This is a genomic window from Bartonella sp. MR168JLCBS (genome assembly GCF_042194175.1).
On record NZ_JBHIMP010000004.1, the window covers coordinates 1 to 19,069 of the forward strand.

At 35.8% G+C, this 19,069-nt stretch carries 12 protein-coding genes, 2 tRNA genes and 1 pseudogene; 3 read left to right on the forward strand and 12 right to left on the reverse strand.

The window, feature by feature from the left end:
• Positions 1–212 (forward strand): annotated as a pseudogene (locus ACFIK8_RS03885) (XRE family transcriptional regulator); the annotation flags it as partial.
• A gap of 89 nt (positions 213–301) precedes the next feature.
• Here the strand turns inward: ACFIK8_RS03885 and ACFIK8_RS03890 are convergent.
• From ACFIK8_RS03890 to ACFIK8_RS03900, 3 genes are all read right to left on the reverse strand, one after another.
• A tRNA-Val gene (locus ACFIK8_RS03890) sits at positions 302–376 on the reverse strand.
• Positions 377–473: 97 nt separating this feature from the next.
• Positions 474–836 (reverse strand): cell cycle two-component system response regulator CpdR, encoded by a 363-nt coding sequence (gene cpdR, locus ACFIK8_RS03895; RefSeq protein ID WP_005773448.1) that lies wholly within the window; start codon positions 834–836, stop codon positions 474–476.
• Between the two features lie 849 nt (positions 837–1,685).
• Positions 1,686–2,603: an alpha/beta hydrolase gene (locus tag ACFIK8_RS03900; RefSeq protein ID WP_375636041.1), complete on the reverse strand. Its 918-nt coding sequence runs from the start codon at positions 2,601–2,603 to the stop codon at positions 1,686–1,688.
• 279 nt (positions 2,604–2,882) lie between these two features.
• Here ACFIK8_RS03900 and ACFIK8_RS03905 point away from each other — a divergent pair, with 279 nt between their 5' ends.
• Positions 2,883–3,350 carry an Hsp20 family protein gene (locus ACFIK8_RS03905; protein WP_273788169.1) on the forward strand — a complete coding sequence of 156 codons (468 nt, stop codon included), beginning with the start codon at positions 2,883–2,885 and terminating at the stop codon, positions 3,348–3,350.
• Between the two features lie 261 nt (positions 3,351–3,611).
• Here the strand turns inward: ACFIK8_RS03905 and ACFIK8_RS03910 are convergent.
• A tRNA-Pro gene (locus tag ACFIK8_RS03910) sits at positions 3,612–3,688 on the reverse strand.
• A gap of 569 nt (positions 3,689–4,257) precedes the next feature.
• Here ACFIK8_RS03910 and ACFIK8_RS03915 point away from each other — a divergent pair.
• Complete coding sequence (locus tag ACFIK8_RS03915; RefSeq protein WP_375636042.1) at positions 4,258–4,623, forward strand: iron-sulfur cluster assembly accessory protein; 366 nt, start codon at positions 4,258–4,260, stop codon at positions 4,621–4,623.
• 69 nt (positions 4,624–4,692) lie between these two features.
• Here the strand turns inward: ACFIK8_RS03915 and mazG are convergent, their stop codons facing one another.
• The 8 genes from mazG to ACFIK8_RS03955 all read right to left on the reverse strand — a co-directional run bounded on the left by mazG (position 4,693) and on the right by ACFIK8_RS03955 (position 18,524).
• Positions 4,693–5,508, reverse strand: coding sequence for a nucleoside triphosphate pyrophosphohydrolase (gene mazG, locus ACFIK8_RS03920; RefSeq protein ID WP_375668988.1), 816 nt, complete (start codon positions 5,506–5,508; stop codon positions 4,693–4,695).
• A gap of 33 nt (positions 5,509–5,541) precedes the next feature.
• Positions 5,542–6,471: a lipid A biosynthesis lauroyl acyltransferase gene (locus ACFIK8_RS03925; protein ID WP_375669000.1), complete on the reverse strand. Its 930-nt coding sequence runs from the start codon at positions 6,469–6,471 to the stop codon at positions 5,542–5,544.
• A 6-nt stretch (positions 6,472–6,477) separates the two neighbouring features.
• Entirely contained in the window at positions 6,478–7,506 is a 1,029-nt protein-coding gene (locus tag ACFIK8_RS03930; RefSeq protein ID WP_375636044.1) for a zinc-binding dehydrogenase, read from the reverse strand.
• A gap of 58 nt (positions 7,507–7,564) precedes the next feature.
• Positions 7,565–8,839 carry a beta-ketoacyl-ACP synthase gene (locus ACFIK8_RS03935; RefSeq protein ID WP_375636045.1) on the reverse strand — a complete coding sequence of 425 codons (1,275 nt, stop codon included), beginning with the start codon at positions 8,837–8,839 and terminating at the stop codon, positions 7,565–7,567.
• Between the two features lie 14 nt (positions 8,840–8,853).
• Positions 8,854–10,029, reverse strand: coding sequence for a beta-ketoacyl-ACP synthase (locus tag ACFIK8_RS03940; RefSeq protein WP_375656212.1), 1,176 nt, complete (start codon positions 10,027–10,029; stop codon positions 8,854–8,856).
• A 10-nt stretch (positions 10,030–10,039) separates the two neighbouring features.
• The gene (locus ACFIK8_RS03945; protein WP_005773457.1) at positions 10,040–10,324 is read right to left on the reverse strand and encodes an acyl carrier protein; all 285 of its coding nucleotides are present in this window, start codon (positions 10,322–10,324) and stop codon (positions 10,040–10,042) included.
• A gap of 189 nt (positions 10,325–10,513) precedes the next feature.
• Positions 10,514–12,832 carry an NADP-dependent malic enzyme gene (locus tag ACFIK8_RS03950; protein ID WP_375636047.1) on the reverse strand — a complete coding sequence of 773 codons (2,319 nt, stop codon included), beginning with the start codon at positions 12,830–12,832 and terminating at the stop codon, positions 10,514–10,516.
• A gap of 1,132 nt (positions 12,833–13,964) precedes the next feature.
• Entirely contained in the window at positions 13,965–18,524 is a 4,560-nt protein-coding gene (locus ACFIK8_RS03955; protein WP_375668989.1) for a hypothetical protein, read from the reverse strand.
• Between the last annotated feature and the right edge of the window lie 545 nt (positions 18,525–19,069).

Consider the following 19,069-nt stretch of genomic DNA (forward strand, 5'->3'; position numbering starts at 1 on the left):
GGGTAGCAGAAATTTTGAGAAGAGAATCGGATGCTTGTCGCACAAGTTTTACAATCAAGACTTCTGATCTGTTGAGGCGTGAAATTGTTGGCATGTTTTCTAGATTTATAGATATTTTTACACAAGAGGATTTAGAAAAATTCAAACAAATACCAGAAGTAATTCGCGAATCAAAAAGAGAGAAAAATGCTACCTTTGTAGAGAAATGTTAAAAAACCCTATTCCTCTAACTTTATTCAGACATCCCTCACAGTAAAAAAGATGTATAAATACAGCAAGTTATAGGATAAGAAAAAGAATCTGGTGGGCGTGACAGGGATTGAACCTGTGACCCCTACGATGTCAACGTAGTGCTCTCCCGCTGAGCTACACGCCCATTCATTGATGTTGCATACACCATATAGAATGATAAACGTCAATGCCTAATTTCGTTTTCTCTTTCAAGAGATGCAAATAACTTAAAAAAATACTTTTTAAGCAGCGATAAGGATCTTTTCAACCTCATTGACGAGTTCACGTAAGTGAAATGGCTTAGAGAGAACCTTTGCATCAGGAGGGGCATCACTATTTGAATTGAGTGCTACCGCTGCAAAACCTGTAATGAACATTACTCGTAAATCAGGGTCAATCTCAGTAGCACGTCGTGCGAGTTCGATTCCATCCATCTCTGGCATCACAATATCAGTCAAGAGAAGGGAAAATGGCTCTTCTTGTAAACGTTCATACGCGCTAATACCATTATCGAAATCGGCGACTTCGTAGCCTGCACGTTCTAAGGCTTTTACGAGAAAGCGACGCATATCGTTATCATCTTCTGCGAGCAGGATTCGTTTCATGATTATGTTCCAATGGCTCCATTTGTCAGAGTTTTGCCGCATCAATTATACAATATAGAGTATTTATAAAAAAGACGGTAAAATGCTCATAATTGAAATGAATGGCAAAATGGTTAATTCTTACATTCTTATTCAGAATACAGCATATTCGTTGTGAGTTGGTTAAATTCAAAATATATGTGATTTTGAAAAAAGAAGAGGTTCTCTAAAACTTTTAAGATGATTCATTGCTATCTTTTCTTTTAAATTCGCTGATTATTATCAGAATTTCATTAAAAAACTTATGAAAACCGTTACTGTAGGGACTTGCTATATAGAGAAATTAGAAGAATATTATGTTAATTTATTGTTTTTTAAAAATTCTCTTAAGAAATAGAAATTTCATAGTTATTTGTTTTTATAGAGATTTGTAATAAATATTATAAGTGCGCTTTATTTTCAGTTTTTTCCTTAAATAGATGAAAACTATTATTTTTCTAGATATAATATTAAATTAACACTTAATAATAGATCAAAAATAGTATTTTGATGTTTTATTTATAAATATGTATCATGTTATATTAATGTAGATTTATTATCTTCATTTTATTAATTATACAAAATATTTTTTTATTAAGTTATTTTTTATGATGTAAAATAATTTTGTTTAATGTAACGATATACTTTGTATATTAGTTTTTTATTAGAATGCGTGGTAAATATTTAGGTCATGGCTTGCCTGTAGAGGCTAGAAAACGAATCATATGAGTGGTTGGAAAGTAAAATCCATTATATTAAAAAGTGTTTGTAGATCCAACGCTCGTAGAAATTTTCTTTTTTATGGGGTGGAGCGGAAATTAAGATTTAGTGTTATTTTACAAATACATTATCGGGAATAAATGCATCAAATGCAGCCCAAAATTGCTTTTTATAATTTTCGTTAACCATAATTGTATCCAGTTTAGCGCCTGTAATAGTAATACTTTCTGTCAGGCGTGTGTGTTGGCATAATTGCCGCACTTCAATGTTGTTTGCAATATTGTTTTGATTGGCTAGAATAAAGAGTGTTGGAATTCGTAAATCTCCGTGGAGTACATTTCTCTTCATAGAATCGATCGCATTAAATACCGATGCCATCCATTGGGATGTTGGGGGCTTAATGGAATGGAACGGCACTTTATGCATGTGTTCCGATTTTATATTGTTTTGTTTTTTTTTGTTTAATTTTTTCCCATCTTTCGCTGGTATAAAGCCAAGACCTATATCAGAAAGAAATTGTGTTAATTTATGTTGAAAACCATTCGTTTTATTACCGAATGGAGCAAAAAGGGGAGAAACACAGAGCAATTTATTAAACTGATAATTAATGAGATCTAATCCGCTAAGTGCTATCAATCCACCTATACCATAGGCGAGCATAGAGTAAGGAGGCGGACAATTAGGATAAACAATATTTTTAAGAAATTTATATAAGTCATTAATATCATTATTTATATCAAAACAATGATGTCGGCTTTGTTTTCTTATCTTGAAGGATTTTTTTTCTTGATCAAACCAGTCAAATATTGCTGTATGAAAACCGCGTTTAGAAATTTCATTTATTAATAAAAAATATTTTTCTAAAGTACTTGCGTAGCTTTTGAGAATAACAATTGTTCCCTTAGATTTTTCCACCTCAGGATATGTTATCGCAAAACGAATTTCGTGATCTATTGCTATTTTAAGAGTACCATGATGGATATTAGGAGGAGTGGAAGCCCAGTCTATGGGATAAATAGGTGTTTCCAATTGAAATCCTTTACAGTGTATTTGCCGCTTAGTGCAACGTGAGATAATGAGAGGACTTTGACATTTATGTAATGAAGAAAAAGGATTTAAAAAGGGGTATATTGCTTTTTAGATAGTTTTTATCAATTTAGGTTCCAAAGAGTTGAAATAAAGAAAAACAATTACCAGATAATATAGTGTGGTTGCCATGATGGGGCCGCAGGTTCACAAGTAAGTTTGCCATTTGGGAACTTTGTGAATTAATTATAAATTATAGTCGCTCTAGAGGAGGGCAATATTATGCGTCAAGTAGATTTTTCACCATTTTATCGTTCCACAGTAGGTTTTGATCATCTTTTTAACTGGTTTGATTCTAGAAGACAACCAGATGAAGTTTCTTCTTATCCCCCTTATAATATCGAGCGTTTAACTGAAGATTCTTATAGAATTTCTATGGCTGTTGCTGGTTTTTCTCAAGATGAAATTGATATTGAAACGCATTGTAACCAGCTGATCGTTAAGGGAAACAGAAAGTCTGAAAATGATGATGAAGAGCGAGAATTCCTTTATCGAGGCATTGCTTCGCGTGCTTTTGAACGGCGTTTTCATTTGGCTGATCATGTTAAGGTTATTGGAGCAGAACTTGGAGATGGGCTTCTTCATATTCAGCTTAAAAGGGAAATGCCAGCTGAATTAAAACCCAAAAAGATAACCGTACAGATGTCACCATCCATTACAAAAAATGATAATAGCGACATTGTCGTGTAGGAAAATTTAGAAAATATAAGACCGAATAATTATAAATTTTTCTGAAGAATAAAAAACGCGAGGCAAAAGGTCTCGCGTTTCGTGTGTGTGTTTTCCTAAGAACGAAGCTTATTTTAATAAAACAGCTTATTTCGAGTTTGTGATAAAATGTTATTGCACATTATTTTACGTTGAAGAAAAAATTCATGTATGTGCTAATTGAAATGCATAATAATTCACTTTTTAAGTAAGCTTATTTTTTATTTTATAGCATTTGAAAAATGGTCGGAGCGGCGGGATTTGAACCCACGACCCCTTGACCCCCAGTCAAGTGCGCTACCAAGCTGCGCTACGCTCCGAGTTTGTATAAAACGATTAAATGACTGTTTCTTTAAAGGCAAGAGAAAAAATAAACAGAATAAAATCTAAAATGCTCTTGCACTTAGAGCTTTTGAAAGTAAAAAATTTTGGACATCAATATCTTGTTATCAATTCAAGATACGTAACAAATCTGTAAAATTCTTTGTAATCATTTTGTGAAGGGGTAAGATTGGTGGATTTAGGGGTATGAATTGGAGAAGGAGGGGAGAAAATGAGTACGGGGGGTATATTTTTTCCTTATCTAATCGTTACTTTTCTAAAAAGATAAAGATTTTTAAAAGGAGAGGAGTGAATGTATGGTATTGAAACGTTTTCCTTTGTTTAGAGTTTTTATAGACGAAGTATTTTGTGTTTTATGTGGACAAAAAATTGTAAGTTCTGGATTGTATAATCATAAATCTCATTTTATGGGTACGCATTTTTATCCAAATAAACAAGGTCAGAATACTTTAATTTAGGTTTTGTTGTTTTTTTTCTAAAATACTAGATACAATATTATAGAGGAAAAACTTTCAAAGTGTTTATTGAACTAAGAAAAGAGTAAACCATGAGCCGTTTTTCGGTAATAAATTTGACGGAAGCAGCAGTGGATCGTGTTAAAGCGATTATGGATGCAAAAGATGCACAGGGTATTCTTGTTGGTATCAAAAAAGGTGGTTGTGCAGGGATGGAGTATACAATTACTCTTGTCAAAGAAAAGGGGATAGATGCGGATGTTGTTGAAGTGAATGGTGCCCGTGTTTTCGTAGCACATGATGCGGTATTATTTTTATTAGGGGCGCAGATGGATTATGAAGTGACAACGCTTCGTTCTGGTTTTGTCTTTAAAAATCCTAATCAAGTTTCAGCATGTGGGTGTGGCGAATCGGTGGAACTTCGTCCTGCTACGCAGGATCAATATAAAACAAATTGAGCTGAGCTGAATTATAATTCAGTAATTTTAGAGGGACTTGTTCTTTGAGGTAGAAAAAATCTAATATTTTTATTGTTCATTTTTAGCTTGTTTCCAAAGTGCTTCCATTTCATTCAAGGATGCGTCAGTGAGTGTTTTAGATTGAGTGGATAGCTTTTCTTCAATATAGGCAAAACGGTTTCGAAATTTTATATTCGTTTTTTTTAATGCTTTTTGTGGATCAATCGCTAAGTGGCGTGCGAGATTAAGGAGAATAAAGTAGAGATCTCCAAACTCTGCTTCTATCTCTGAATTTTGTTTATTTTTGATGGCTTCTTTGAGCTCTTCGAGTTCTTCTTCTATTTTTTCAAAAACTTTATCACTTTTTTTCCAATCAAAACCTACTTTAGCTGCTGCTTCTTGTAAAGCAAGTGCCTCTTGGTTTGCTGGCTGGATTTGTTTTACTTGTGCGAGTATGCTTGTGGAGGAATTGTTGTTTTTTTCTTCGCGCAATTTTTTTTGTTCAACCTGTTCTCTTTTTTTTATATATTCCCACTCTTCTTTTATAAATCCTCGTTTTTTTTGCTCGGCATTTCCAAAAACGTGAGGATGGCGTCGAATCATTTTTGCCGTGATTGCATAAACAACATCTTCAAAAGTAAAGCTGCCTTCTTCTTGTGCAATGGTAGCATGATAGATAACTTGTACAAGAAGATCTCCAAGTACTTCACAGAGATCCTTTCGGTTTTTTCGTTCAATGGCATCGATTACTTCGTAAACTTCTTCGAGCATATAGGGTATGAGGGATTCAAAAGTTTGTTTTTTATGCCAGATACAACCGCTATCAGAATTTCGTAATGCAGTGATAATTGCAATGAGATCTTTGATGTCTTTTGAAGCTAACATTTGCACTTCCTTTGTAAGCAATAGAGCCTTATGTTAGGTGTCCCAACGTCTATGTAACCACATCCATTGTCCAGGATATTCACGGACCCAAGATTCAACAATATCATTTAATTTTTGCGTAGAAGCAGCTATATCGATATCATTTTTTTCATCACGTGGAAGTTCTATATGTTCATATAACTCTAAACGATGACGTCCATTAGGCAAACGAATACAACGTGCTGGATAAATATCACAGTCATATTGTCGAGCGAGTTTTATAATTAAGGGATTTGTTTTAAGAGGTCTGTTAAAAAATGTTCCCATGATACCGCGGCGAAATTTTTGATCAACGAGCATACCAACATTTTCACCTTTTTCTAATTTGGCTGCTAATGCCCATGCTGCACCGGCCTTGGAGGGAATAAGATGCCCCATAGAAGTTTGTCGTGCTTTAAGGACTCGTTTGGCAACATAGGGATTATTGGGTGGTCTAAATAATACTGTAACATTAAGATCAAAACTTTGTGCACAAATAGGCAGAAGTTCAAAATTTCCAGTATGTGCGGTGAAAAAAATATGTGGTTTTTTTTCATTTTTTAATCGCTCAAATATTTCAACGCCTTTAACCTCAATGAAACCTGGCTCGTCTGCATGAGGATCAAAATCAAAAATTTTATCAAGAAAAATATATTCGGCTAGGAAACGTCCTATATTTTCCCACATTTCTATTGCAATTTCATGGAGTTCTTGCTCTGTTTTTTCTGGATATGCACCTCTAAGATTTTTAAGTGTGATTTGATGACGATGTAAAAGGGGACCAATTTTTTTTACCAACCAAGAAAAAAAAGAGACTCCCATTTTGGCAGGAAAGCACTTTAGAATAAATAAAGAACCAAAGAGCAGATATGCCCATAACAAGTAGGATATTTTTTTAGCTATAATTTTAATAAGATATATGAGATTTTTAAGAGAAAGCTTCATCATGATTTAATCGATTTTAAGGATAATTTTACCAAAAACATCACGGCTCTCCATTCGTTTTAAAGCTGTATCAATTTCATCAAGCTCAACAATTGTATCAATGACAGGGTGTACAGTTTTTTCTGCCATTTTTTGCATGGCATTTTTCATATTTTCCATACGGCAGCCAAATGAACCGAATATCTTAAGTTGTTGTTGGAATAATTGCATGAGATTTATTGGTGCTGAAACACCAGAGGTAGAGCCGCAAGTCACTAAGCGTGCTCCTTTTTTCATACATAACAAAGAACCGTTCCATGTATCTACACCAACATGCTCAAAAACAACGTCAACACCTTTTTTTTGGGTTAATTTACGCACCACACCTTCAAAACGATCTTTACGATAATTAATCACATGATCTGCTCCAAGAGAGTGTGCTTTTGCAATTTTTTCATCTGAACCTACAGTTGTGATAACTGTACAGCCCATGTGTTTTGCAAGTTGAATGGCTGCAGAGCCAATACCTGAACCACCAGCCTGTATCAGGATTGTTTCTCCTGCTTGTAGTTTTGCGTTATCGAAAAGCATATGTTCTACGGTACCAAAAGTAATTGGAGCAACCGCTGCCTGCAATTCATCACATTGGGGAGGTGATGGAACTAATAAACGTGCTGGCAAATTGACAAGCTCACACGCAAATCCATCAAGGTGAAAACCGTAGACTCCCTTTACATGACTGCAAAGATTATCTCGTCCTTCATGACAAGCTTGGCACACTCCGCAGGTTTGTGCACCATAAATTGAGACAATCTGTCCAAGTTGGAGATGTTCAACGCCATCTCCTATTTGTATAACTTCACCAGAGGCTTCTGCACCAATGATGAGGGGCATTTTTCTTTTCGCAAAAGCCATGCCACGCCATCCCCATACATCAATATGATTAAGAGCAACGGCTTTTATCCGCACAGTTACTTCACCTAGACTAGGTGAAGATGGCGGGGAAATATTAGTGATTTCAAGCCGACGATCATCGAAGAGTTGCAGTGCACGCATTACCATTCCCTTTAAATATGTTATTAGGTTAGCGTTGTAAAATTTTATTATTAAAGGATTATCCTTTATATGCAGTGATGACAAGACTCATATTTTGACCACCAAATCCAAATGAGTTGGACAAAACTGCATTGACACAGGCTTTACGGCTATGATGAGGAACAACATCTAAAGGGATATCAGGGTCAGGATTATCATAATTTATTGTAGGTGGAAGTATCCCCGATTGAATGGTTAAAAGCGAAAAAACCGCTTCTATTGCACCAGCAGCAGTTAATGTATGCCCAATCATTGATTTATTAGAAGAGACTGGAATATGCTCTAAAAGATCACCGAATACTGTTGATAATGCAAGATATTCCATTTTCTCATTTTCAGGTGTGGAAGTTCCATGTGCATTAATATAATCAATTTCATTGATGGTTATTTTTGCATCATCTAAAGCTTTGCGGATGGATTCAATTGCTGGTGATGCATCGGGTTTTGAACGAGTACGGTGAAAATCATCGGCTGTTTCTCCACAGCCAGCTAAAATTCCTAAAACTGTAGCATTACGGTTTAATGCGCTTTGAAGAGATTCAAGAACAAAAGCACCTGAGCCTTCTGCCATAACAAATCCATCCCGATCACGGCTAAAGGGTTTTGCTGCTTTTTCAGCAGGCTCATTTTGGGTTGAAAGAGCAGATAGTAACGAAAAACGGATGAGAGATTCTGCTGAAACTGATCCATCTGTCGCAATTATGAGAGCTCGATTTGTCTCTCCCCGTCTAATAGATTCAACTCCTAATTGAATTGCTGTTGCACCAGATGCACAAGCAGTGGAAAGTGTAACAGGAAGTCCTTTTGTGCCAAATGTTTTTTGAAGTTTTTCTGCAATTGCACCAAATTGTGTGGCTTCAAAAAGCGTTTCATGGAGTTTATTCTTACAGACTTTAAGAAGGTGTGCATAAGAAGGTTCACCATTGAATTCGTCCTCTTGATCAAGACTAAAACGTGCGGTCCATTCAAGTTCAACAGGAGGAGCAGCTAGAAAGAGTGGTCCATTAAAATTTTTTTTATCAACAGCAGCTTGTTCCAAAGCTTCTTCAGCGGAAAGATGTGCAAGCTTCTCAGAAAGAGCTGAAGCACCAAGTGTACTTTCTTTGAGAAAATCAATTGTTCCAGCAATATATGTATTTAATCCCTCAACGGGAAAACGTGTTATTTTGTGGATACCGCTTACACCGCTTGTTAATTTTTGCCAATTTTCATGTTTTCCTTGTCCCAGTGATGTGACGATGCCTGCCCCAGTTATTGCTACAAGTGGACGTCCAAAATGATCATGATATTTCACTATAGAAATTCCCTTCAAACAGCTGTAAGACGCACAATACCTTCAGCTCTTTTTATACCAATAGTTGTAACAAATATTTCACGTACTTCTTTAGAAAAAGGTTTTTCATGAGGACTTAACGCTGGAAAACTGTGTTTTTTTTCAATTGAAAGTGCTGCAAGAGCTAGAGCTAGAGGAAATTGTGCTTCCCGCATATAACCAAATAATGTTGTAATGCCACGGTAAGATAGATCAGCATTATCAAGAGCATTTTGTTCTGCTTTTGTTGCTTCGTGAGCTCCTGAGGCTGCTGAAATGGCTAGGGCAGATTTAGCGCCCGCAGTTTTTAACATTGTTGCAATTGATTCTCTAAGTGGAATTTTGGTTCTATCTGTTTGGTTTGTAATAATTTGGCTAATTTCAGCATAAGCACGTGCGTTGCGCTTTTTTGCATGTTCTCCACTTTCAAGAACTAGGAAGATACCACCAGAACCGGCTATGATACCGCCGCCGGGGTGGATTTTACGATCCCACACTGGGCTCCATCCATTATGGGTTAAAAGACCACCAAGTTCATGCGCCAACAACATATCATAACTTTGTGCATTATAGGAACCTCCTACAAGAGCATGGGTACTTTGACCTGATTTTATGCGAGCTACAGCAATTTGAAGAGCAGAAAGCCCACTGCCTTCTTCTCCCATAAATGTACGAGATGATCCAGTGACTTTATGAACAATTGAAATGTTTCCTGCCAAAAGGTTTGAAAGTTGTGCCAAAAATAATGTTGGACGAAGTTCGGTTGAAAGAGCAACATTTAACATAGAGGCATGATCGGCAACTGCGCGCGCTTTAGAAAGAATCTGTGTATCAACAGTAATATCACGCTCTCCTCCACTTGCTGCTACAATCATGTCCATTGTTGAAGTGAGGTGTTCATTATTTTTCATGCCAGCATCATCAAGAGCAAGACCAGCCGCATAGGTACCAAGACGCTGCCATGTTCCCATTTGCCGTTGATCACTTTTTTTAGGAATTTGTAAACTCCAATCAATTTCGGGCAATTTATGAACCGTGTAGGGTGAAAAAGTTGTACAATCTAGGTTTGGTGTACGGATTGGATCATTTAAGAGATTCCAATGTTGATCAACTCCTTCCCCCAGAGAGCTTATGAGGCCTATACCAGTGATGAATACAGATTGATCATGCATGGTGAAAAAACTACTCCGCCTGTTTTAAGGCAACGAGATCATCAATTTTTGCACAAAGGTTTTTAAGAACAAAGTATTCTTCTGTTGCAACAGTACCTTCGTTGACTTCTTGTGTCCATTGTTCTAGAGGGACTTTTATTCCGAAAGCTTTATCAATAGCGAAAACAATATCAAGAAAATCAAGACTGTCGATTCCTAGATCGTCAATTGTATGACTTTCAGGTGTAATTGTATTGCGATCAATTTCACTGATTTCTGCTATGATATCAGCAACTTTATCAAACGTGGAAGGCAATGTACGGATTCCTTATTATAGAGTTAGTAAATTCAAAATACATTTAATATCGTTCTTCTAGCCTTTTTTCTCTTAAAAAAAAAGACTTAATCCAGAATATAGCTATCTTTCTCTATAGAGAAAAGAGGTTTACAGTACATGAAACGCTATATCTCAATATTTAAAAAACTTTGAAATTTTATTGCGCATTTATTTTACGAGACTATTTTTTCTATTGGCTGCAAGGACAGCAAGGGCTGTTATATTAACAACTCCCCGTGAAGTTACTGAGGGCGTTAAGATATGGGCGGGACGTGCTGCCCCGATTAGAATAGGACCAACATGGAGTGCATTTGTGAGGCTTTTAACAGTGTTGAGCGTGATATTGGCTGCATCAAGTGTTGGAAAGACAAGCAAATTAGCTTCACTTTTAAGACGAGAATCAGGAAAAACACGATCACGAAAAACTTTGGAAAGGGCAGAATCACCATGCATTTCACCGTCTGCTTCTAAATCAGGGTGTAATTTGGCAAGAATTTCTGTTGCACGTCGCATTTTACGCGCACTTTCTGTGTTTTTAGAACCAAAGTTTGAGTGTGATAATAAGGCTGCTTTTGGTGTTATTCCAAATGCTTCAACTTCTTGAGCTGCCAATACAGTCATTTCAGCGATTTCTTCTGCAGAAGGATTTTCGTTGACGTAAGTATCTGTGAGGAAAAGAGTACGTTGTTGAGAGATAAGCAAACTCATAGCAGAAAAACGATGAACATTAGGATCAAGACCGATAATTTGTTCAATTAATTCAAGTTGACGTTCAAAACGTCCTTCTAAGCCGCAAATCATTGCATCTGCTTCTTCACGCATGACGGCAAGGGCAGCAATAGCCGTTGTTGATGTTCTTACTACTGTTTTTGCCATTTCAGGCGTAACACCACGCCTTCCTGTATAATGAAAAAATAAATTAACATAATCACGAAAACGTGGATCATCTTCAGGGTTGGTTAATTCAAAATCTATACCAGGACGAATTCTTAAACCAAAGCGTTTTAATCTCGCTTCTACGACATGTGGACGGCCGATAAGGAGAGGCGTTGCGGTTTGTTCTTCAATGACAACTTGTGCTGCACGAAGGACGCGTTCATCTTCACCATTAGCATAGATGACGCGTTTACGTTTTGCTGTTTTTGCTGCAGCAAAAACAGGTTTCATTGTTAAACCAGAAAGAAAGACAAATCGATTGAGGATATCATAGTAGGCTTCCATATCTTCAATGGGACGAATGGCGACACCAGTTGCCATTGCTGCTTTAGCAACAGCGGGAGCAATACGCAGTATTAAACGCGGATCAAAAGGAGAGGGGATCAGATAGTCTGGTCCAAAATTGGGTGGTTCTTTTGAGTATGCACGTGCTACAACATCTGAAGTTTCTTCACGTGCAAGGGCAGCAATCGCATGAACAGCGGCCATTTTCATTTCTTCATTAATTGCACAAGCACCTACGTCTAATGCACCACGGAAGATATAGGGAAAACAAAGGACATTATTAACTTGATTGGGATAATCAGAGCGTCCTGTACAGATCATTGCATCTGGTCGTATAGAGCGTGCTTCTTCAGGCATAATTTCTGGTACTGGATTAGCCAGCGCTAAAATGAGTGGATTTTGAGCCATTCTTTTAAGATATTCAGGCTTTAAAACACCACCCGCAGATAGGCCTAGAAAAATATCCGCATCATCAATAATATCAGATAAAGTTCGTGCGTCCGTTTTTTGTGCGTAATTGATTTTCCAACGATCCATAAGGGTCTTGCGACCTTCATAAACAACCCCCTCTAAGTCACTAAGCCAAATATTTTCAACTTTCGCCCCAAGACGAACCAAAAGATTAAGACAAGCTAGGGCAGCAGCACCTGCACCTGAGGTAACTATTTTTGCATTTTCAATTTTTTTTCCTGAAAGAGTTAAGGCATTTAATACAGCTGCAGAAACAATAATGGCAGTTCCATGTTGGTCATCATGAAAAACTGGAATATTCATTTTAGCACGAAGCTTTTCTTCGATATCAAAACATTCAGGAGCCTTAATGTCTTCAAGATTAATACCACCAAATGTAGGTTCTAAGGTTGATATCGTTTGTACCATTTGTTCTATATCGGATGCATCAATTTCAATATCAAAAACATCAATATTCGCAAATTTTTTAAATAAAACGGCTTTGCCTTCCATAACTGGCTTTGAAGCGAGTGGACCAATGTTTCCTAAACCAAGAACAGCAGTTCCATTGGATATAACAGCGACTAAATTAGCACGGGAGGTATATTGAGCAGCAAGATTGGGATCTTCATGAATCGCAAGACATGGTGCTGCAACGCCTGGAGAATAAGCAAGAGCTAAATCACGTTGATTATCAAGAGGTTTTGTTGCTTGTATTTCCAATTTTCCAGGTTTTGGGTGTTGGTGATAAAAAAGTGCGGCACTGTCAAGTTCAGCTTTTGGTGAACTGAAATCACTATTTCGTTCTCTAGACATTTTTATGATATCCAAGTTAGCGTATGTGTATATGAGATGTTCCATCTACGATAAGGTTTTGTCCACTAATAGATCCTCATTTCTCTGAATATCAAAATGCATGAGCATGAGCAAATTCTTCTGGATCGTAAAACCAGTTTGATGATTCTTTTTGTTTGTGTGCATGAATAATTTCATTGATAGCAGCACATTTGTTTTTCTTTCCTTAATAAAACTCGTAAAAGTTGATTATTTTACAAAAAAATAAAATATTTTCTAACGATTACATTATCAAGCCATTATTTTTTTGCAATGTTTACAAAATAAGGAAAGAACAGAAGAACGGTTCCTATCAATTTCATCCATTTTTTATAAAATATATATTTTATTTAAAGTTTTATACGGAGGTAGAAGAAATTTTAAATAACAATTTGTAATTTATAAATTGTTTATTCAGCTATTTTAAAGGAAACTGGAACGTTGAGAATGGAAGTTGTGTTGTTCATTGTTCAATTGGATTCTTAATAGTGAAAGCTGTATCTTTTATATACTGACAATTATGTGTTTTAATAAACAAAGATGTGGCTGAAATGGCTGTAATTGCGGATTTTATACATGAAAATCATATATTTCGCATAACGCTTTTCTTTATAATTTATAATGCATCATTTCGTATGTTGAATGAGAAATTTGAATACAATAAGATTCTTTTATTTAAAATTCACCTAATATAATAAAAAATATTCAATTACATAATTCAAACGAGAGTAATGTGTGGATAAAAAACGTTTGAAAAATAAATAGAAATGTTTCTATGAGCTATTTTAATATAAGAGCATGGGATTTTTTCACAATTAGCAAAAATAATTATTACCTATTTTGTACCTTTATGAAACTATGAAAAATAAAGGAGTTAAGAAAAAGATAAGAAAATAGAAAATATGCTTATCATTCTTAAAGTGATATGTTGTTTGATAAGTCATTACGCTTCTTTAGGGTTATTGCTTAGGATATCAAAGAAAACCGCATGCCAATTATTCCAGCCTTTGAAGTACAAAGCCGTAGTTGAAAGCAAAGTACTCTACGATGAGCCATTAAAACAACTGGAGAGGAAAAAAGTGGAAAAAATATCTTTTTCCACTTTTCTTATTTTTTATTGGATTCGACCACTTGCATGAGCAAGCATAGTATAAACTTTTCCGGTATCTGATATCAGGTATTTGCGAACTGAGCTGGAAGAACCAGAACTACGCGATATATCACGTAAGAGCTTTTCGAAATCTGCAACATATTGATTCACTGAACGTTTAAACTCAAAATCGCTCATATATTTTCTCTTAATCATTTCAAATATTTTTTGTCCATTTAAGGTATAAAGGCGTTCTGTTACGATGTTTTTTTGTCCACGTTGATAATGATCCCATAGCTCAACAATGGCATTGTGATTAATAGCTTTCACTATACCAGAAGCTAATGAATTAAGAGAGCTGTTTGCAGGAGATGGTTTTGTTTGCACTGATGTTAAAACATCATCACTAGGGGGAGCATCATAAAACGTTTCTTCACGTGAAGCTCTTTCTAAGAGATTTGACACCCATTTATTTGGTCTTTTTTTGCTTTGATCTTGTTGCAAAATAGGCTTAGGTGGTACGATCTTTTTAACGGACTCAGTGGAATTGTCATTTCTTTGATTAAACATTGATGATGCAGGAAATTCTGATATCAGCTGTTTTTTTGCGCTCTTTTGATCATTTTGTATAACACTGACTAGATCTTGTAACGCTGTAATCTGTTCATTCAAAGCTGTGCGAATTGTTTGCGTTGTTTCTTTTGTCTTTTCTGGAAGTTTTTTAACATTTTCATTGATATCATTATTAATCTTTGAAAGCTCTAAACGAACTTCATCAGCGGAGCGACGTATGTCTTCTGCTGCTTCTGAAAAACGCGTCGATGCTTCACTAACAAGCCTATTAAGTGATTGTTGGAATGAATTTGTGGAGTTACGTGCATTCTTATCAGAGCGTTCAAGTGCTGAGTTGAAGATTTTTTCATAATGTCCAATCAATTGATTAATTTCATGAGACTTTGAAACAAGAGCATCGCTTAATACAGAAAGCATATTATGTTTTTCTTCAAGTGTTGCACTAAGTGAATTTTCAGACTGTTCAAGAACATGAATAGTTTGGGAAAGTGTTTTTGCATGTTCACCAAAACTGCTCGTTATATGATTAATTTGTTCAAAGGTATTCTTTGAAAGTCCTTGCAGAATTTCAACATTATTATTGAGCGCTTGATTTGAGGCTGACAAACGCTCTGCTACTTGGTCCGTGTTGCGGAAAAAATTATTCGCACTCTCATTAAACTGACCATCAATATTTTGAACAGCTGATAATAAAACATTACTATTTTCGTGAAAATTGTAAATTGATTGATTCAACTGTGTTAAGACGGATGAGACATTATTAACAAGTTCTTCCTTCATAACCGTTATTGTTTGAATTGTTTCAGAGTTAGCTTTGGTTAAGCTATTCACTAAAAATTCATTATGTGCATAAATTCTTTGTTCAGCTTCTTGTGTGGAGAGAGAGAGTTGTTCACCGATATGCTGTGTTAAAGAATCTATTGATTCTGTCGTATTTTGCGCTGCTTGATTTAAGTGATTTGCCAGCTCTGTTATTTTTCCAACATGTTTTGAAATTTGTGTTGCTGTTTGATTTTCTGCATTTTCCAGACGGCTCGTTACATCAGAGAGCTGATACCCTAAATCATTTTTAAAATTTTGCATAGAGTGATGAAGAACATCACAGCGTTCATTAAGAACTTGCTCTATTGCTGTTGTTGATGTGTGAATGGTTTCATTCAATAATGCTTGTGCATTATGACTGGCTGTTGCAAAAGCTTCGACAGTATGCGCTGTTTGTTCAGACAGAACGGACAGAACTTTTTCACTGGTATCATAAACAGTTTTTTTGACATTTGATACAATGCGATTGCCTGATTCTGAGAGAATATTTTCTGCTTGTGCAGTAACATTTGTAACAGATGAAAGAATTTGTTCACTCGTAGAAGAAAGAATATCAGAAGCTTTTATAATCTTGTTATGCAGATTATCTGTAACTGTATTAACAGAGTCTTCTAAGGTTACACGCATATTGTCAACACTGCTTTCCAGCGCTTGTTGAATTATCTGACTTTGCTCATTATTAAGCATGAGAGACGTTTTTAACGTGTCAGAACGTTCCTCAATAACAGATGTTTGCATATCAATGGCTTCACAGATTTGGCTAAATTTTTCAGATAATGTTTCCTCTAGCGTTGTTGTCCGTTCAAAAATCTTGTGTGCACGATCTTCTAGATCTGTATCGAATGATTCCATACGTGTTTCAAGGGTTTCAAAGAAAACACCACTCGATTGAGAGAGAGTATTCTTTAAAATTTCGGCATGGCTTTCAAGGTTTTTGATATGATCTTGAACCGTTTCAGTAATGTTCTTATTATTGGCAACAAGTGCACTCTCAACTAAATCTATTTGTTGTTTCAATGCAACATCGACACGTATATCACTTTTTGCAATGAGGTTATGGATTGTTTCCATGCGTTGCTCAAGTGTGCGTGCTTGATCGGCAAGAACTTCATTGAGAGAAAAACTATTAATCGCTAAAGAGTCACGCAGAGCATCGGCACGGATATCAATATTTCTCGCTTGTGCTTCTAAAGCATCTTGGGTTGTATTGCAGCTTTGTACAATGACATCTTGTAGTTTTTCAGTGCATTGAATGATGTTTGTGATATGATTTTCAGCCTGTTTATCAACGACTTGAATATTGTCAGCCAAAACTTTTTCAATATGAGAAGTATTTTGGGACAAGACATCAATTTGATTTCTTAATGTATCCGCAATTTTATTCTTCTCGTTATCGAGCATGTCTGCCATAAGAGCTCGTTGATCAGAAAGTTGTACTTTAAAATCTTGTGAACGTTCTTGTATGATATCAACAATGGCATTGTCGACATACTGAATTTCTTCTCTCAGACTTTCTTTACTTTTATCAATTGCAGAAAGAATAGCTTCACGTCCATTTGTAAATGCATGGGTAATGTCTGCTGTTTTTTCCTGGAGGTTTTCATTTATTTTCAAGACATGAGATTCCAAGAAGTTACCAAGTTTTTCAGCATTATCTTCTAAAGCTTGACTGCGTTCTATAAAGGAATCAATGATCGAATCACTATGTTCTTTAAGAGAAAGATCAACAGTTGCTAAACGTTGTTCAAAGGCTCCAATTGCTTGCGAGGTTACGTTATCAAATTTAGAAGAGAGTTTATGTGCTTGGTCGTCGAGCTTTAAGATCTTCTCATCAAAATTCTGTAGAGATTGATTATTACGATCAATAAGAGCTTTATCCAAGGCTTTAAACTTTTCATCGACAGCGTGCAAAGTTTGATCTGTTACTGCCTGTATATGTGTTGCAATTTTAGCAACATGTACTTCCGCTTTTTCAGCTGTTTCATTAAAGGTTTTTTCTATTTGCTTTTCATTATGATCAAATCGTTTTGCAAAACCATCGAAGTTTTTTCCTAATTCATGAAAAAAATCTGTGTTTTTCTGCTGAATTTGTGTTGTTGTTTCGTTAAACTTTTCAACAAGCTGATTTGTTACGCCATCACCGGCATAGGAAAGTTTTTCAACAAGGTCTTCACCTTGTTTTTGTAAAGTTTGAGAGAGAGTTTGTGCAAGCTTTTCAACATTGGTTACAATTTTAGAGGTAACTAAACCAAATTCATCACTCAGTTGTTCTTGGGTTCCTTTAATTGTTGATTGTACGCGATCTGCGTGATTCAAAATGGCGATGCGTTCATTGCTCAATTCTTTGATTAATGTGTGAATACGTGATTCATTCTCAGCATAGGCTTGTTCTAGGTTGTGAACTTCACCTTGTATGATTGCTTCAAGTTCAACAGCACGTCCGAGGGTACGTTCAATACCTTCGTTCATTGCCGCTACTTCTTCACGAATGGTTTGCCCTATAGCAATAGCTTGTTTTTCAGATAAATGTTGTGGTTCACTAAGGCGTTGTGCAGCATTTGTCATAAGAAGAGCAATGTTATGCAAGTCGTTTGAACGTTTTGTTAATTGAGCAACGCCCCAAGATATAAGGATAGGAATTGCTGTTCCGGCTGCTACAGCGAGTCCTGTTGGGGATGTAACAAAAGTGCTGATATTGGATAAGGAGCTGAGTCCGGTAGGTGCGAGCTTATGCGCAATAAAAGCTCCTCCCGTTGCCCATAAAGCACTAAGCGCTGTTGTATACCAGTAGACTCGAGAGGACGAACGCTGCTTTAATAGTCCAAAATTTACAGGGGTTGTTATATCATCATTTGCAGGAAGAAGTTTTGTAGACAACAATGTATTATGAACAGTTCCACCTGAAATATCAGGTGAAGGTTTTGGAGCAAAAAGCTGTTCAACAACGGATTTATCAACAACAGCTTCATCATGAATATTAGAAACAAAAGTTGACGTACCGTTTTCAGCAAAGAATTCTTCTTCTGCCATTGCAATTTTTTGAATCAGATCATCGACATTAACAATATTTTCAGAATTATTGGATGATATTGTTTCAAATTCTGTGTCATTGAAATCAAAGTTCATAGCTTTTGTGAGGGCTTCTTCAACTTCAACTTCAAATGTTTGCAATTTGGTTCTGCGTGCCATACTCGCCTCGTACTCTTACAGACGGAAAAGGGATACGTCCTCTTCCACATAATTTCTACATACTAGCTGTTAATTATTTAGAAAGGAATATGCTTAGGAAAAAATTTTAAAAACTTATCAAGATAAAGTTAACGCGGTTTCTTATACCCTGTTTAAAAATGTTATAAAATATAGTAAAAACAATTTATTATTTGAATCTAACAAAAACAAAAATACTGTTTACAACTTGTGTTTATAAAAAACTTTATAAGCCGCTAGTCTTTGAAATAAGGATAATTTAATGGCGGTTATATATACAGTAGGGTGGCGAATACCTCTCTATTAATACCGATGATCGTTAATAAATATTGTTGTCCGTTTACTTTTATTGATTCTAAATGAAGCAGCTTCATCATCACATATAGTCTGTAATAGCTTAGGATGTATAAAAGTATGCCTTTGAATTGTAAGCTCATAAAAAAGTAAACGTGGAAAAATTTTTAATTTAATATAGCTTTTCGTAAGTTGCGCTTTATTATTGCCTTAAAGAGCCGTTTTTTCTCTAA